This is a genomic window from Rasiella sp. SM2506, assembly GCF_050859505.1.
Classification (GTDB): domain Bacteria; phylum Bacteroidota; class Bacteroidia; order Flavobacteriales; family Flavobacteriaceae; genus Marinirhabdus.
Genome location: NZ_CP193934.1, coordinates 3,286,536 through 3,303,462, shown reverse-complemented (window position 1 = coordinate 3,303,462; position 16,927 = coordinate 3,286,536). Strand labels below are relative to the sequence as shown.

15 protein-coding genes are annotated in these 16,927 nt (G+C 35.4%); 6 read left to right on the top strand and 9 right to left on the bottom strand.

Going from position 1 to position 16,927, the window contains the following annotated elements; genetic code table 11:
* Positions 1–178 precede the first annotated feature (178 nt).
* The 3 genes from sucC to ACQ2HF_RS14830 all read left to right on the top strand — a co-directional run bounded on the left by sucC (position 179) and on the right by ACQ2HF_RS14830 (position 2,502).
* Entirely contained in the window at positions 179–1,369 is a 1,191-nt protein-coding gene (gene sucC, locus ACQ2HF_RS14840) for an ADP-forming succinate--CoA ligase subunit beta (protein WP_432411202.1), read from the top strand.
* 232 nt (positions 1,370–1,601) lie between these two features.
* Entirely contained in the window at positions 1,602–2,018 is a 417-nt protein-coding gene (locus ACQ2HF_RS14835; protein ID WP_432411201.1) for a TerB family tellurite resistance protein, read from the top strand.
* 16 nt (positions 2,019–2,034) lie between these two features.
* Entirely contained in the window at positions 2,035–2,502 is a 468-nt protein-coding gene (locus ACQ2HF_RS14830) for a GNAT family N-acetyltransferase (RefSeq protein ID WP_432411200.1), read from the top strand.
* Here the strand turns inward: ACQ2HF_RS14830 and ACQ2HF_RS14825 are convergent.
* A complete protein-coding gene (locus ACQ2HF_RS14825) occupies positions 2,497–3,792 on the bottom strand; it encodes a DUF2254 domain-containing protein (RefSeq protein ID WP_432411199.1) in 1,296 nt (431 codons plus the stop codon). The two genes, ACQ2HF_RS14830 and ACQ2HF_RS14825, sit on opposite strands and share 6 nt — an antisense overlap.
* Positions 3,793–4,000: 208 nt before the next feature.
* Between ACQ2HF_RS14825 and ACQ2HF_RS14820 the strand changes: the two genes are divergently transcribed.
* On the top strand, positions 4,001–4,426 hold the full coding sequence (locus ACQ2HF_RS14820) for an Hsp20/alpha crystallin family protein (RefSeq protein WP_432411198.1): 426 nt from the start codon (positions 4,001–4,003) through the stop codon (positions 4,424–4,426).
* 82 nt (positions 4,427–4,508) lie between these two features.
* Here the strand turns inward: ACQ2HF_RS14820 and rluF are convergent, their stop codons facing one another.
* The gene (gene rluF / locus ACQ2HF_RS14815) at positions 4,509–5,315 is read right to left on the bottom strand and encodes a 23S rRNA pseudouridine(2604) synthase RluF (RefSeq protein WP_432411197.1); all 807 of its coding nucleotides are present in this window, start codon (positions 5,313–5,315) and stop codon (positions 4,509–4,511) included.
* Positions 5,316–5,414: 99 nt separating this feature from the next.
* Here rluF and ACQ2HF_RS14810 point away from each other — a divergent pair, with 99 nt between their 5' ends.
* Positions 5,415–6,950 carry a GH3 family domain-containing protein gene (locus ACQ2HF_RS14810; protein WP_432411196.1) on the top strand — a complete coding sequence of 512 codons (1,536 nt, stop codon included), beginning with the start codon at positions 5,415–5,417 and terminating at the stop codon, positions 6,948–6,950.
* 2 nt (positions 6,951–6,952) lie between these two features.
* Here ACQ2HF_RS14810 and ACQ2HF_RS14805 read toward each other — a convergent pair whose 3' ends face one another.
* The 6 genes from ACQ2HF_RS14805 to proC all read right to left on the bottom strand — a co-directional run bounded on the left by ACQ2HF_RS14805 (position 6,953) and on the right by proC (position 15,265).
* Positions 6,953–7,567 (bottom strand): hypothetical protein, encoded by a 615-nt coding sequence (locus ACQ2HF_RS14805; protein ID WP_432411195.1) that lies wholly within the window; start codon positions 7,565–7,567, stop codon positions 6,953–6,955.
* A 79-nt stretch (positions 7,568–7,646) separates the two neighbouring features.
* Positions 7,647–9,650, bottom strand: coding sequence for an excinuclease ABC subunit UvrB (uvrB, locus tag ACQ2HF_RS14800; protein ID WP_432411194.1), 2,004 nt, complete (start codon positions 9,648–9,650; stop codon positions 7,647–7,649).
* A gap of 211 nt (positions 9,651–9,861) precedes the next feature.
* Positions 9,862–12,105 (bottom strand): response regulator, encoded by a 2,244-nt coding sequence (locus ACQ2HF_RS14795; protein WP_432411193.1) that lies wholly within the window; start codon positions 12,103–12,105, stop codon positions 9,862–9,864.
* 371 nt (positions 12,106–12,476) lie between these two features.
* Entirely contained in the window at positions 12,477–13,676 is a 1,200-nt protein-coding gene (locus ACQ2HF_RS14790; protein ID WP_432411192.1) for a glutamate-5-semialdehyde dehydrogenase, read from the bottom strand.
* Positions 13,677–13,689: 13 nt separating this feature from the next.
* On the bottom strand, positions 13,690–14,460 hold the full coding sequence (gene proB, locus ACQ2HF_RS14785; RefSeq protein ID WP_432411191.1) for a glutamate 5-kinase: 771 nt from the start codon (positions 14,458–14,460) through the stop codon (positions 13,690–13,692).
* A 1-nt stretch (position 14,461) separates the two neighbouring features.
* Positions 14,462–15,265: a pyrroline-5-carboxylate reductase gene (gene proC / locus ACQ2HF_RS14780; RefSeq protein WP_432411190.1), complete on the bottom strand. Its 804-nt coding sequence runs from the start codon at positions 15,263–15,265 to the stop codon at positions 14,462–14,464.
* Between the two features lie 626 nt (positions 15,266–15,891).
* On the opposite strand from proC, the gene ACQ2HF_RS14775 reads away from it, so the two are divergent.
* The gene (locus ACQ2HF_RS14775) at positions 15,892–16,338 is read left to right on the top strand and encodes an FKBP-type peptidyl-prolyl cis-trans isomerase (protein ID WP_432411189.1); all 447 of its coding nucleotides are present in this window, start codon (positions 15,892–15,894) and stop codon (positions 16,336–16,338) included.
* A 177-nt stretch (positions 16,339–16,515) separates the two neighbouring features.
* On the opposite strand, the gene ACQ2HF_RS14770 is transcribed toward ACQ2HF_RS14775, so the two are convergent.
* The gene (locus tag ACQ2HF_RS14770; RefSeq protein ID WP_432411188.1) at positions 16,516–16,653 is read right to left on the bottom strand and encodes a hypothetical protein; all 138 of its coding nucleotides are present in this window, start codon (positions 16,651–16,653) and stop codon (positions 16,516–16,518) included.
* Positions 16,654–16,927 lie beyond the last annotated feature (274 nt).

Here is a 16,927-nt window from a genome sequence, read left to right as displayed (position 1 = left end):
CCCCTTTAGGGCTAGGGTGTGAGGTGGACACTTAATTATATTAGTTAAATGGTTAAATAGTGAATTAATTAATAAGCATTCCAATCCAACATATCTTTTAGTTTTTAAATGAAATGAACTTGAAAACCGCGAGACAATTTGTACTTTTGTCCCGCTTAAAAAACAGAAACATCCTATTATGAATTTACACGAATATCAAGGAAAAGAAATATTGAACAGTTTTGGTGTTGAGATCCAAAGAGGAATCGTAGCCACTACGCCTGAAGAGGCTGTTGAAGCTGCTAAAAAACTAACAGAACAAACCGGAACCGGCTGGCACGTAATAAAAGCACAAATACACGCAGGTGGTCGTGGTAAAGGTGGTGGTGTAAAACTGGCTAAAAATATTCAAGAAGTAAAAGATATCGCTGGACAAATTTTAGGAATGAACCTAATAACGCCACAAACAAGTGCCGAAGGTAAAAAAGTACACCAGGTACTTGTCACTGAAGATGTATATTACCCTGGCGATAGTGAGCCGGAAGAATACTATATGAGTGTCCTGTTAAACCGTGGTACCGGAAAAAATATGATTATGTATTCTACCGAAGGTGGAATGGATATTGAAACGGTTGCCGAAGAAACACCACATTTAATTTTTCATGAAGAAATAGATCCAGCTGTTGGATTAATGCCTTTTCAGGCACGACGCGTAGCTTTCAATTTAGGATTGAGCGGACAAGCGTTTAAGCAAATGACTAAGTTTGTAACGTCTTTGTACAAAGCATACGAAAACAGTGATTCTTCTTTGTTTGAAATTAACCCTGTGTTAAAAACGAGTGACGATAAAATTATCGCTGTAGATGCTAAGGTAAGTATAGACGATAATGCATTATTTCGCAGAAAAGACTACGCAGCAATGCGTGACATTAGAGAAGAAAACGCAACCGAAGTAGAAGCAAAAGAAGCAGGATTAAGCTATGTAGACCTTGATGGAAATGTTGGGTGTATGGTGAACGGAGCAGGATTGGCCATGGCAACTATGGATTTAATCAAGCAAGCCGGTGGTGAGCCAGCGAACTTCTTGGACGTAGGTGGTACTGCAGATGCAGAGCGTGTAGAGATAGCTTTCAAATTAATTTTGAAAGATCCTAACGTGAAAGCAATTCTGGTAAACATTTTTGGAGGTATTGTACGTTGTGACCGTGTGGCGCAAGGTATTGTTGATGCGTATAAGAATATGGGAACCATCAACGTGCCTATTATTGTACGTTTACAAGGAACCAATGCTGACATAGCAAAAGAATTGATTGATAACAGTGGATTGGACGTACAGAGTGCGATTGAGTTCCAGGAAGCAGCAGATAAAGTACAGGCTGTTTTAGCATAGTATTTTAAATACATTTATAAGAATCCCTTTCAGTTTGTAAAAATTGAAAGGGATTTTTTATTTTTGAATGAAGTGTCTTAATCTTTTTGTTTGGCACCGAAAATTTTGGCTTTTGCAACCTAATGAAGTGATTTTTTAATTGCATAGTTGTACTACGGAATTCAAAAATTGCAAGATTAGGGTGTAAAATGCTAAATTTGTAGGTAAAAGAAAAAGTTTAAGCTACTTCACGATGAGCAATCCACACAAACCAACCCTTCAAGATCAGAAATCGCTGTTAAGTGATCTTATCCTTATGGCAAAAGCTGATGATAAGATTACTCAAGGCGAATATGATTTTATCCATCGTCTTGCCGAACGCATGGGCATTTCAGAAAAAGAAGTTAGGGAGTTGTATCACGACCCGTTACCTACTAAAAAATCGTTTACCGAATTAGAGCGCATCACGCATTTCCATAAAATGGTATTGTTGATGAATGTAGACGGAGAAACCCACGAGAAAGAAATAGCTTTTCTACGTGGTTTTGGGTTGGAATTAGGAATCCGTCCAGGCGCAATTAATCAGATTTTAATAGCAATGGAACGCTACGAACATAAGATTATTCCTCCAGAGAAACTGTTGCAGATTTTTAATATGTATTATAATTAGTACTATATATAGTGTAATGGATATTATTAAAACCGAAAAGTTAACTAAAAACTGGAAATCTCAAATTCTTACTTTGTGGAATAATGAGTATCCTGAAAAGTTGAATTTTACGTCTTTAGCGACTTTTGAAACCTATTTAAAAAATCTCACAGAACCATCACATAGGTTACTTGTGGATGCCGATGGAAATTTAAAAGGCTGGTATTTTGATTTTATTCGTGAGGAGGAAAAGTGGTTTGCTATTATTATAGATTCAACGTTACACGGGAAAGGCTATGGAACGCGACTACTTACTGAAGCAAAAGAGAAGGAACATGAATTAAACGGCTGGGTAATCGACAGAAACGAAGGGAAGAAAAGAAACGGCGAGGTTTATAAATCGCCATTGGCTTTTTATCTTAAAAATGGATTTGAACGTATACCCGAAATTCGATTGGAATTGGAAGTCTTGTCTGCCGTAAAAATATATTGGAGGCAATTATGAGTCAACTGCGCTCATTTTTTTTACTTTTTTCCAGTCTTGTTTATTGGCTAACGAAGACTTTGCATCTTTAAGGAGTAGTTGTATTTCGTTTGCGATGTTCTCTTTATAATTTTCGTTTTTGTAAACCTTTTGAACAGCAAGGTATTGTAGCATCCAAACCAGTTTTTCAACGAGTACAGGATCGTGTTTGCAGTAGGTTCGTAAAGAGGCCATACACGTATATAACAATTCCTCAAAAGTTACGATGGCTATTTTTAACCACGCTTTATTATTTCTCAATAAAATTCCATTATCGTTTTTTCGCATGCGTAATGCAAAGAGTTCAGTTAAGTAGTCTATCGCATTTATAGCAGTTCCTGGATCATTTATGCCTGGAGACATGGCTTTTACGGCTATTTCGGTAATTTGTTTAAAGGCTAGTATGTAGTTATCTTCTACAAATTCACCTCGGGCAAAATTTATGTTGTCTAGAATCTTTTTTAACTGCTCTTCTGTAAGCTTCTTTTCAGATTTAATAAATGGAGCGTGTTGTAAAACAAAAAAACCTTTAGGAATAGCGAGGTAGATTCTTGTGTCGTTCACTTCACAAAATTCAGTAATATTTTTAAGCGAAATATTCTGAAAATAGCCTCCTTTAGTAACGTTATAACTGTGCCAGTTTTTGGTAGCAGGGAAGGAGTTCAGTAGGTCTGAATCATTTTCTTCCTCTTTAGTAGTAATGAGTTCTAGCCTTTCTTTCGACTTATAAAAAATATTGTCCAAAATATTATTTATTTGAATACTCTGGGACATGTTATGAATAAAATAAATAAAAGAAGCTAAGCAAAGAATTGTAAATACAATCCCTAATAAAATTGAAAGGCCAGGAAGTGTGTATTTTTCATCGTCTGGTTCAATAGAAAAAAGAATGAACATTAAATAAATAATAGTAGCGAGGTAGGTTCCTAAAATTAATTGGTTTTTTTTATCGCTAATCAATCCTGGTAAAAGTCGTGGTGAAAAGTTACTGGATGCCTGGCTTAATAACAGCATCACCGTAGAAAAGCTAAATACCATAATAGATATAATACCGGCAATACAAGCACTCATAATGGTTAGTACCGTATCGCCATCCTCTAACATAAGTTGCGGAGCCTTATCAAGTAAAAATTTGGACACCCCCTTTTCTTCCAGCCAGGCCATGACAAAAGCCAGATTAAAACCTAAAACAGCTAATAAAGTAGGGTAAAATGCAATTTTCCCCTGTATGGTATTAAAAAAGGTCTTGAGCCTGATATAAAGTTTTTTCATAAAGCAATTATGTGTAAACGAAGTTACATATATATGACAGATTTCTTCTTAAAATTGAATTAAATGAAAGCTCAAAACTTAAAATAGTCGACAGAATGTCACTAATAAATGCGTAATTAGTGTCAAAAAGGCAGTTTTTTATATTTGGAACTTTTTTTGACTGTTGTCTAGAGAGAACAAAACATATAGTCACATAAAATATAATATTATGAATTTAATTAAAAAAAATAATCCAGTACTCTCATCAATATTTGATGAACTATTTATCGAAAACAGACTTGACATTGCTAATTGTGAAAAATTTAGCATTCCCGCAGTTAATATTTCGGAAAAAAATACGATTTTTGTAGTTGAAATAGTTATCCCCGGTATTTCAAAAAATGACGTTACGATCGAAGTTGAAGAAAATATTTTAAAAGTTTCTTCAAAAATCTCCGACGAAATTCTTACCGAGGACACTACAAAATATTTGCGGAAGGATTTCGATTTTAAAAACTTTGAAAGAAAGTTTACCTTGCCTCAAATAATTGATACTGAAAACATTAATGCTACTCACAAAGATGGCATCCTTGCAATCTCTCTTCCTAAAAAGATTGAAGAGAAAGCAGTGAAAAAAATGGTTGAGATTTCATAATTGAAATTTAATTTGGTTAGTTAGTTGAAAATGCCACACGCTACTCAATCGGTGTGTGGCTCTTTTTTTGGAGTAAATTAATCTACTTTACTTCGTTGTTATTTCTACCTCTTCTACGCTTTCCAGTGGTTGCTCTTTTTTCAACTTTCTCTACATAAGAACTGTTATCAGATGCCGATACAGAAGCTTGCAAATCTTTTAATTCTGTTTCGGTTAAATCACGCCATTCTCCTAACGGTAGATCGCCCAAATCAATATTCATAATTCGGGTTCGCTTCAATTCTAAGACTTCGTGTCCAAAATATTCACACATACGTCGAATTTGCCTGTTTAACCCTTGTATTAGTATAATTCTGAAAACAAATCGGCTTAATTGTGCTACCTCACATGGTTTGGTGGTGGTTTCCAATTCGGCTAAAGGAACACCATTACTCATTTTCAGAATAAAATCTTTGGTAATGGGGCGGTCTACTTTTACGATGTATTCTTTTTCGTGTTTGTTGCCAGCACGTAAAATCTTATTTACTATATCACCATCGTTCGTCATTAACAGTAGGCCTTCGCTTGGTTTATCAAGACGTCCCACATGAAAAATCCGCTCTTTATGACCTATAAAATCCACCACATTGCCTTCTACACGTTGGTCTGTAGTACAGGTAATGCCCACAGGCTTGTTAAGCGCAATGTAGACAAGATTTGTGTTTTCGGTTAGTAACTTTCCATCAACTTTAATTTCATCGTTGGGCATGGCTCGATCTCCCAATGACACTGATGCGCCATTTAAGGTAACGCGACCTTGCTCAATAAGGGTGTCTGCTTGTCTGCGGGAACAATAGCCACTATCGCTAATGGCTTTATTTAATCGGGTAGAATCTGGGTGATGGCTCATACTACAAAAGTACAGTTTTAGTGCGAACCGTTAAACTTGATTTAAAGCTGTTCTTATTACATTTCAAAAATTGTAATTTTAAATCCTAACAAAAAAATTATGGCAATTTTAGGTTCTATTATCAAAGGAGCAATTGACTTACGCGGGAGTTTAGTTTCAGAGACCTCTCCTGTCGAGGATCAGGAAAAAGTTTTAGAAGAAATGCTGGATACAGCAAAAAATACTGCCTTTGGTAAGTATTATGGTTTCTCAAAAATTATGGAAGCTCCCAATGTGCAAGAATATTTTGCTGCCTCCGTACCTTATTTCGATTACCACCAAATGAAAGCCGATTGGTGGGATCAAACTATCAAAGGATTGGAAGATGTTACTTGGCCTGGAAAACCTAGCTATTTTGCTTTAAGTAGCGGAACTACAGGTAAAAGCAGCAAGCGAATTCCCGTTACCGATGCCATGATAGATGCCATTCGAACTGCAGGAATTAAACAAGTAGGAGCGCTCTCTAATTTTGAAATGCCCACCGATTTTTTTGAAAAAGAAATTATGATGTTAGGCAGCTCTACGGATCTTGCAAAACGTGATGAATTTTTAGAAGGTGAAATTAGTGGGATTTCGGCTAGTAACATTCCGTTTTGGTTTCGCGGGTATTACAAACCAGGGGAAGATATTTCAAAAATTGATGATTGGGATACGCGTGTTGCTACAATTGCCAGAAGAGCAAAAGAATGGGATATAGGAGCCTTAAGCGGAATTCCTTCGTGGATGGAACTAATGATGAAAGAAGTAATTGCATACCATAATGCCGAAACTATTCACGATGTATGGCCCAATCTACAAGTATTTACGAGTGGGGGCGTTGCCTTTCAGCCTTATGAAAAAAGTTTTCGTGCTTTGTGTGCAAAAGATGTGACGGTAATCGATACCTATTTAGCTTCTGAAGGTTTTATTGCATTCCAGCAACGTCCTGAAACTACGTCCATGAAATTGGTGACAGACAACGGCATTTATTTTGAGTTTGTCCCTTTTAAACCAGAATATATAGAAGAAGATGGTTCTCTCTCACAAGATGCTCCGGCACTTACTTTAGCCGAAGTTGAAACAAACCAGGATTATGTGCTTATTATTTCGACAGTATCCGGGGCTTGGCGCTATTTAATTGGAGATACTATTGCATTTACTGACGTGGAACGAGCTGAAATTAAAATCACTGGTAGAACAAAATTCTTTTTAAACGTAGTAGGGTCTCAACTTTCGGTAAACAAAATGGATACGGCGCTTCGCGAACTAGAAGAAGAGTTCGATATTAAAATTCCTGAATTTACTTTAGCCGCTGTAAAAATAAATGACGAATTTCATCACCATTGGTACTTAGGAACAGACTCGAAAGTTGATGAAGTTAAACTTTCCGAAGCTTTGGACGCTGCATTAAAAAAGGCAAACAAAAATTATAGCGTGGCTAGAAGTAAAGCTTTAAAAGGCGTAAAAGTCACTACGGTTTCTCCAGAAGTTTTTCACGAATGGAGTGGAGCCAGTAAAAAGAAAGGCGGCCAAGTAAAAATGGCGCGTGTCATGGACGAGAAAAAATTTGCAGACTGGGAGGCGTTTGTGAAAAAGGGAGTAGGTAGTAAGAAGTAGGACTATTGTTTCTTTTCAATTAAATGCATCACTTCTTCGGGAGACATGTAGAGTTTGCGGAGTTTTGCTTTGTATCTTTCTGAAAAATTAGCGTTGTCTAAAATAAAATTCTTTGTTTTTAAAATATATTCTCCCATTCCGTGATCGATGGCAAAGGTATCTGCGGCACGTTCAACTTCTTTTATGTGTGTTCCGCTAAAGAGGTATTTTATTCCGAAGAGAATCATTCCTAAGCCTGTTCTATCACGATAGTCCATCACATGGCCCAATTCGTGGCCTAACCAACCAACTAGAACATCACTCGGGATATCTTTCATCGTAAAGCTCTCGTCTTCAATCTGAATTTTCCTGCTTATTAAAATAATATATTCCCTATCTTCCTTAGACCTAAAAATACTTACAAACGTAGGCTGTGCCTGCATCGTAGATTTTTTGATATTATCTTTAAATTTAAATTCTATAGCAGTGTCCTTGAGTTCTGGGTAAAAAGATAATGCGACGAGTGCTTCGTCTTCAATACTTTTAGGAAAAATTTTATTAGATTGGTTACTCTGGGAAGTCGCTATCATACAGCCCGAAAAATACAAAATAGCCGTAAGGTAGCGTGTTAAGGGCATACTAAATATTTTATTCCTCACTTCAGCATATAGAACAGGGAAAACAGAGAAGAGACACATTGTTTTAAGGACCCCTATATTATTGAACTTTTTCAAGCTTTCCCTGTAATGTTTTTATCTTATCTCGCAATTTGGCAGCCATCATAAAATCAAGCTCTTTGGCCGATTTTTCCATTTCTTTACGGGTGTCGCGAATTTTCTTTTCTATTTGTGGTTTGGTCAAATAGTCATTCTCTGGTTCTGCTGCAGCTAGACTTTCAGCTGTCTCTAAAATATAACGGTCTGTTTTCTTTTTGGTGAGGGCATTGTCAAAACTTTTCTTGATGGCGGTGGGGGTAATATTATTTTCAATATTATAGGCAATCTGTTTTTCACGTCTATAATCAGTGCCATCCATAGTCAATTTCATGCTCCTTGTAATTTTGTCTGCATACATAATTGCTTTACCGTTTATGTGACGTGCGGCTCTACCTACGGTTTGAGTCAGAGAACGATTGCTACGTAAAAAACCTTCTTTATCGGCATCCAGAATAGCCACCAAAGAAACTTCCGGTAAATCCAGTCCTTCACGGAGCAAGTTTACACCTACTAAAACGTCGAAAACACCCAGGCGCAAATCCTGCATAATTTCTACGCGTTCCAAAGTATCAACGTCACTATGAATATACCGACACCGTATGTTTACCCGGCTCATATATTTGGTCAACTCTTCGGCCATTCGCTTGGTGAGTGTGGTGACTAAAATCCGCTCGTCTTTTTCTATTCTTAGATGAATTTCTTCAAGTAAATCGTCTATTTGATTTAAACTTGGACGCACTTCAATAGGAGGATCCAGCAATCCTGTTGGACGAATAATTTGTTCAACAAAAACACCACCACTTTTTTCCAGCTCATAATCTGCAGGGGTAGCGCTAACATAAATTACCTGATTTTGAACTGCTTCAAATTCTTCAAACTTTAAGGGTCTATTGTCCATGGCAGCTGGCAATCTAAAACCATATTCCACCAAATTTTCTTTTCTGGAACGGTCACCCCCATACATAGCACCTACTTGTGGAATAGATACGTGACTCTCGTCCACTAACATTAAATAATCGTCTGGAAAATAATCCAGTAGGCAGAAGGGTCTGGTGCCTGGTAAACGCCTGTCTAAATAGCGTGAATAGTTTTCAATACCACTACAATAGCCCAATTCCCGAATCATTTCTAAATCGAAATTGGTACGCTCGTCTAAGCGTTTTGCTTCCAAATGCTTTCCTATTTCCTTGAAATACGCTACCTGTTTTACCAGATCGTCCTGAATATTTCGAATTGCGCCTTGCAATACATCTGGAGAGGTCACAAACATATTGGCAGGATACACATTGAGGCGATCATATTTTTCGATGACCTCATTGTTTTGTGGATTGAAAGCTTCAATATCTTCAATTTCATCTCCAAAAAAATGTATTCGATAGGCATCATCCCCATGCCCTGGAAACACATCTACAGTGTCTCCCTTTATACGGAATCTTCCGTTGTGAAATTCTGCTTCGGTACGCGAATACAAACTTTGGACTAATTGGTGCAGTAATTTTGTACGCGATAGTATTTGTCCTTTGTGTATGCTGATGACGTTTTTCTGAAATTCTACAGGGTTTCCAATACCATACAAACAAGAAACTGAAGCCACGACCAACACATCACGCCGTCCCGAAAGGAGGGAAGAGGTGGTGCTCAAACGTAATTTCTCTATATCTTCATTTATGGAAAGATCTTTTTCGATATAGGTTCCGCTACTTGGGATAAAAGCTTCTGGTTGGTAATAATCGTAATACGAAACAAAATATTCCACCGCATTGTTTGGGAAAATATTTTTAAATTCTGTGTACAATTGAGCCGCCAGAGTTTTGTTATGCGCCAAAACCAAGGTTGGTTTTTGAACGCGCTCTACCACGTTGGCTACTGTAAAAGTTTTTCCGCTACCTGTAACCCCAAGAAGCGTTTGATATTTTTCACCTGCATCAATACCTTCTACCAAAGCTTCTATAGCGGCTGGCTGGTCTCCAGTAGGTTTAAATTCTGATTTAATTTTGAATTTCATAGCTGTGCAAAGATACAGATTCTTGGGTGGGAATTATTGTGGAAACTAAAGGGGATGCGTGTATTTCTGAAAATTTAATTTGCTGCCTGGTTAGCGTACATAGGCTCTCTTATTTTGTGTCTCTATTCTTTTAAACTGTAATATCATGCCGCTTGGTATATATGGAAGAATCTGCAAAATTTACAACCAATTGATATTTTAAAAATAGGGGTTATACATCTTCCTTTTTCTGAATGAGATTGGTGGCAAGTATTTTTAAAAATTCATTGATTTTATACGGTTTTACTATGGTATCATCAAATTGTACATTTTTAAAACGATCTTCCTGTTCATTTTGGGTTACCGCCGTAAGAGCAATAATCACAACAGATTTGTTAAGTGCGCGTATTCTTTTTGTAGCTTCTATGCCATCCATTCCGGGCATATTAACGTCCATTAGCACTAAGTCATACGTAGTTTGCTTGATTTTGTCTATACTCTCTGGACCATTCATAGCTACGTCTACAATAATTTTATGGGTTTCCAATGTTTTTTTAGTCACCAATAAATTAATAGTATTATCATCAACCACTAATAATTTCTTTCCTCGAAGTAATTTCAGTGATGCTTCATCAGGAATTTCTTTATCAGAAGTATCCTTAGTAGACATACCGAAAGTTAATTCAAAAAAGAAGTTTGAGCCTTCATTTACAACGCTTTTCAGCTGAATGTTTGAACCCATATCTACCAGTAATTTTTGTACAATAGTTAGGCCTAAACCAGATCCATGAAAATATTTTTGATCGTCAAGTTGTCCAAATTCTTCAAAAATTTTCTTCTGGTCACTCTCAGGAATCCCTTTACCAGTATCTATTACTTCAAATTTTAGTATTACATCATCTTCTGTTTTTTGTACTAAACTAACTACAAGCCGAACAAGGCCATTTTCTGTGAATTTTAATGCGTTACCTAACAAATTAATGAGGACTTGCGATAGTTTGGTTTGATCTCCTCGTATCCAATCTGGAATCATAGGATCCAGAGATATAAGAAGGTCATTGTTTGTCTGACCTGTAATATATTCTAACGATTCTTTAAGATTATGAAGAAAATCTTTAAGAAGAAAACGTTTCGCTTCTACTTTATTTTCTACACCAGAATCCATTTTATTTAAGGTTAATACATCATTTACAAGGTTTAATAAATAATCTGCTGAAAATTTTAATGATTGTAATTCTGTTTTATGAGATTTTAGGTTTGTATCATTATTAAGTATAGTGCTTAACCCAATAATACCATAAAGTGGCGTACGTAGCTCGTGACTCATGGTAGATAAAAAACGAGACTTAGCCTTAGCAAGTTTTTCTGATTCCAGCTTAGCTTCCAAATATTCTTGGTTCTTTTTTTTCAGTTTTACTGTAAGCTTTCTTCTATTTTTAATAACGAGAAGTAAATACACCAAAAGGCTTAAAAGCAATAGGGAAACAACAATACTTATGTACAGAAATTTTCTTTCTGTTGCTGCTCTTTCAAGTACTAATTCGTTTCTTAGCTCTCTGTTTTCGAGTTCTTCCTGAATTTTAGCGTTCTTGAGATTGGCTGTGAGAATCTTTGCAGATTTTCTTATTTCTTCAGCACTACGGGCTTGTTGAAGACTATCCTCAATCTTCCCAATCTCATATACCATTTTATAATCGCCCTTTTTCGCAAGGCAATTAATATATCCAGTGTATCCCTTTTTTAATACCTCTATATAATTAGCTTCTTTGGCTATATCAATAGTCTGTTTGTAATACATTAAAGCTGTGTCATACGCTTTATCCTGAAACGCATAATGAGCTTTAAACAAAGTTAAACCCGCAAGTCCAATCTTAAAATCTGTAGATACATAGGTATCGGCAGCATCCAGGTATGGTTTTGCACCTTTAGGATCTTTTAGGTACTCTAAATATATTTCAGTAATATTATAATTTAAGATGAAAAGGCGGCGCGTATCGTTAATTTCTTCTGCAAGAGGAATAACCATTTTAAAAGATTCAATAGCTTTGTCTAGCTCGCCAAAAGCTAGATAAATATTTCCTATATCAATTTGTGAACTTACCAGTACGTTAGTATTATTTAGCTTTTCTGCTAACCTTATATTTTTACGGGCGTATTCAAGAGATTTTACTGAATCATTTAAATGCAGATAGGAATTTGCGAGATAACTACGAATCTCTGCAACTTCTAATGAAAGCTTATTTTCTTCTGCAATTCTTAAAATCTCGGTTGCTTTAAGAATGGCTGAGCTATAATCTTCCTTGTAGTAATACCCCGTAATTGATTTTTTAATTGAATCAATATGAACTTTGATTTCAGAAAGTGTAGCATTTGAAGAAATGGGACGTTTAATAGGCCTTTCTTGAGCGTATATACTGCTAACTTGTAGAAAAATAAAAATGAAAACTGAGGATATTCTCATAAAACCGATACGCATTACAAATATCGGTTAAATTAATAAATTTTAATGTAAAAGAATTGATTTACAAGCGCATATTATTAGGCTGTTTTCGGTGTATTTAGAATTACTTTTCTCGTTTCAGTAGTAAAGCAGCAGTAGGAATTAGTGTGTGGAACTACTATTTAATTCCAAATAAAGCTTACCTATTTACTGAAATGCTTTCTAGAAATGCAATAAAAAATACTACTGAAACGGAAAATAAATTCAATATAACATAGAACTAGTTTAGAAAGTATCCAACAGGAATAGAGGTGTAGTAAGATACTTTTTTTATGCCAAACGTACTTCTAGTGAGGTCTACTTAGCCAACGTTATGGAGCGAAAAAGTAAGGGTCGTATTGAAAAATTTAAACCCTAACGTGGCCGTCACCAAATATGTAATATTTGTTTGTAACCAATTGTTTTAATCCTAATGGACCTCTGTGGTGTAGTTTATCTGTGCTAATGGCCAGTTCTGCACCAACGCCCATTTGACCGCCATCTGTGAATCTTGTTGAAGCATTATGATATACTGCAGCACTATCCACTTGTTCCATGAATTTTTTTGCTAATTTTTTGTCCTCTGTTAGTATGGATGCTGAATGTCCTCCAGAATATTTATTAATACTGTCTATGGCGTTGTCGGCATTATCTACCTGAGCAATTAATAGTTTCATTGCCAAAAACTCTTCGTACCATATATCCTGATTTGGAATTATATTTTCTTCGGAAAGTATTTCTCCTACATTTTTATCTACCACCAGTTCCACTTTCAACTTACTAAGTATTATGTGAAGTTCCTGAAGCTTGCTTTTATAATTAGGAATATTCTTGTCTATTAAAACTTTGTCTAATGCATTACACCCTGAAATTTTATCGGTTTTTGCATTCACGATTACTTTTACTGTTTTTAACCAATCGGCATCTTTAGCTACATATAAAAAATTATTGCCACGCCCACTTATTAATACAGCACAAGTTGCATTCGCTTTTACAAAATTTAGTAAGCGTTCGCCTCCTCTGGGTACAATTAAATCCAGCTTTTCTGGTGGGTTTTTTAGGAATTCTTGAGTTTCTTCACGTTTTAAATGGAGAAGTTTGATCCATTCTTTTGAAAGCCCATTTTCCTCAAGCGCTTCGTGCCAGCATTTTTCAAGGATACGGTTGCTATGTAAAGCTTCTTTACCACCTTTCAATAAAATTTTATTATTTGCTTTAAATGCTAAAACAGCAGCTTCTATGGTTACATCTGGTCGTGATTCATAAATAATTAGTATGGTTCCGAAGGGCGCAGTTTTATTGGTAATTCGTAAACCGGTATCTAAAGTCAAATCAGATATTTCTTGTCCTACTGGATCATTTTGTGCTTTTACTTCATGGATAGCTCTAATCATATCGTTGATTTTAGCATTATCTACCACAAGTCTATCATACAGAGCTTGATCTTCTTTATTAAAAGCCTCTAAATCTTTTTTATTAGCTTCTAAAATATTTTTCCGGTCTCTATCAATAATCTTAATCATTGAATTGAGTACTTTATTTTTTATTTTCGAACTTAATAATTTCATATTTTATAAATTTTTAAAGAGTAAATTTTGTTCCAACTTCTTTATTGTCAATTATATCAACAATTATATTCTCGCGTTTTCCGTTAGCGATGTACGTTGGTATATTTTTTTTTGCTGTGTGCTTGGCAATTTTTAATTTGGATTCCATGCCTCCGCGACCTTCACCTTCTTTTTTAGTAGAAGTCTTAACATATTGTTCAACATTTTGCTCCACAGTTACTTTGCTCAATTTTCTGGAATTACTATCATCTGGATGTCCTGTGTATAATCCATCGGTGTCAGATAATATAATTAAACGATCTGCATCCAATAATTCTGCAACTAAACTCGCCAACTCATCATTATCTGAAAACATAGACATAGTTAATGAAACTGCATCATCTTCGTTAGCTATAGGAATAACGCCTTCAGACAATAAGCCTTCATAACAATTAATCATATTTTCCCGATGCTTTCCTGGATCAAAATCACGTTTGGTTGCCAATACCTGTGCACAACGCATTCCGTGGTCATCAAAAATGCTATAATAATGTCGCATCATTCTGGGTTGACCAACTGACGAATAGACCTGCCGTCTAATGGAAGAATCTTTAATATTAGTATTTCCAAGTACTTCCATTCCTGCAATAGCAGATCCAGAAGATACCAGGATCACCTGAATATTTCGCTCATATAAAACAGCGATTTGCCGCACGAGTTCTCTAAGTATGGGCCCTAAGATTCTATTGTTTTTATTTGTTAATACGTTGGTGCCAACTTTTACTACGATTCGTTTTGGTTCCATATTATTTTTTTCCAAGTTCTACAGCTCTATCAAATGCTGCATAGGCAGCATCTTTAATAAGCTCTTTAATATTATTATCTTCCATAGAGTCTATCGCGGCCTGTGTTGTTCCGCCTTTGGATGCTACTTTTTCAATCCAGGATTTTGGAGAGAAACTGTTTTGTGTAAATAACTCAATAGCACCTTCAAATGTGCTGCTTACCAAAACTTTAGAATCGTACTCCGAAAATCCCATTTTAAGAGCTGCTTCCAGCATAGATTGCATAAAATAAAATACATAGGCGGGACCACTTCCAGAAATTCCAGTAGAAGCATCGATAAACGTTTCGGTTCCTACATGAATAGAAGTTCCCGTGGTATCCAATAAGTTCCGTACCATGATAAGTTCTATTTTAGAAACTTCCTTAGATTCGGTGTAGGATGTTACCCCTTTACCAACTTGAGCTGGTAAGTTTGGCATCGTTCGAATGACTTTTTTTATTTTGAGCCCTTGTTGAATGGTTTCTATCGTTACACCTGCCATGAGTGATACAAAAAGTTGCTCATCGTTTAGATAGGGTTTCATGTGTTCAAAAAGAGCGTCACTATGATACGGCTTAACAGCAATAAATACCATATCAGATTTTGGCAAACAATCCTCCAGACTACTGTAAACATCAAATCTTCCGTCTTTGCGGAGGGTTTCGATCTTTTTAGGGTCTGTGTCAAAAATTCTTAATTTACGTTTGGATAACATGGCCGAACTTGCCATCCCTTCAGCATAGGTCAACCCCATATTTCCTGCTCCAATTACTAATACTTTCATATTTTAAAATGTTGATTATCAATATTTATTGGGTTAGTAGGTGCAAGGATCATACGGAAGTGCCTAAATACTATTTTAATTTGAAGAATTAAGATATCCTAAATTACTTGTGTAAATCTTTGTGATATTGAAAGAGTAGCACCCAATTTGTTGTTGAATGATGAATTTTTATAGTATCAAATCTTTGGTAGCAGACACTTTGTCGGTGACAAAGTGTAGGTTTTAATAAGTCTGGGTTCAATAAGCGGGCTTGGTATAACGTATATCTTTTTAAATCGGGGTTATTTGTGAGTGTAGACTTTCCAACTTGAGTAAGCTTACCGGAGCATTAAATTACAAGGTTGACTCAATTATGTTGTGAATATTTGGTTGCACTGACATACTTACCGATTCCCGTTTTTTATGATACTATCCCCATTGCGGTTCTAAACTTCTGATTTACTGTTATCGAAGCTATACAGTGCATTTTTTATACTTTGCGTGTACTTATTTATAGAATCGTAATTTTCATTTTAGAGTCGTATTTTTTTCGGCTTGATTTTGGCGCTACTAATAATATAAGTTTAAACTAAAATGTTTGAAGCGTAAGAGTTATGCAAAAAATATTTTATAATTAAAAATATAGAATGAATCAAGTAAAAGAGAACAACACGGTAAAAGTAAATTACACAGGTAGATTAACAGACGGTCAGGTTTTTGACAGTTCTGAAGGAAAAGAACCGATAGAATTTGCTTTAGGACAAGGACAATTAATACCAGGTTTTGAGAAAGGATTAATTGACATGAAATTGAATGAAAAAAAGACCATCACCATTGCTAAAGAGGAAGCGTATGGAGATGTTAATGACGATTTGAAGCAAGAAGTGAATAAAACTGAACTGCCTCAGGATATTACACCCGAAGTTGGGATGGGCTTAGTTTCCAAATCTCCAGATGGACGAGAAATTAATTTGGTTGTAATTGAAGTTAAAGAAGAAAGCATTGTTATAGACGGCAATCACCCTTTAGCAGGTAAAGATCTCATTTTTGATCTTGAAGTGGTAGCAATTAAAGAGACAGAAGTTACCAATTAAAATACGTTTCTTATTTTTTAAAGTATCTAATAGCCTTTGCCAGAACTTTTTCAGGCAAAGGCTATTTTACATTTTAAGATTTTTTTTCAGAGTAAAAAAACCACTTCAGACACATAAACCAATTTATTTTTTGGTTCCATTCTCTTCAATGTTTTCATCATTTCAGAAAAAGAGATCTTATTTAGATTTCTTAATTCTCTTTTCTTCTTTTTTTTCTTTAGGGGTTTTAGCAGGTTCTTTTTTAATATTTTTCTTTGCATCTTTACTTTTTGCCATACTAGTATCTTTTAATTTTTCTTGGTTAAATTTAATCATAAATTATATACGGATGCGATGTTATGTATGTTTTTCAGTAATCTATTCGTTTTAAATTTCCCTACTAATACTTCACTTTTCCAATCTCTAATCAATTCCTATTTGTTTTGGCCCTGCGTTGGCTTTGGAGGCAATAAATATTAATAGCTTAAATATTGGATTTTCCACAGGTTTTTGCCAAGATTACATTCTGTTTTTTATTAATTCTAATAGAATTCTAATGCTCGCATTAAATTCAGTGGTTACAAAAATATATCTTTGTACTAGGTTAATA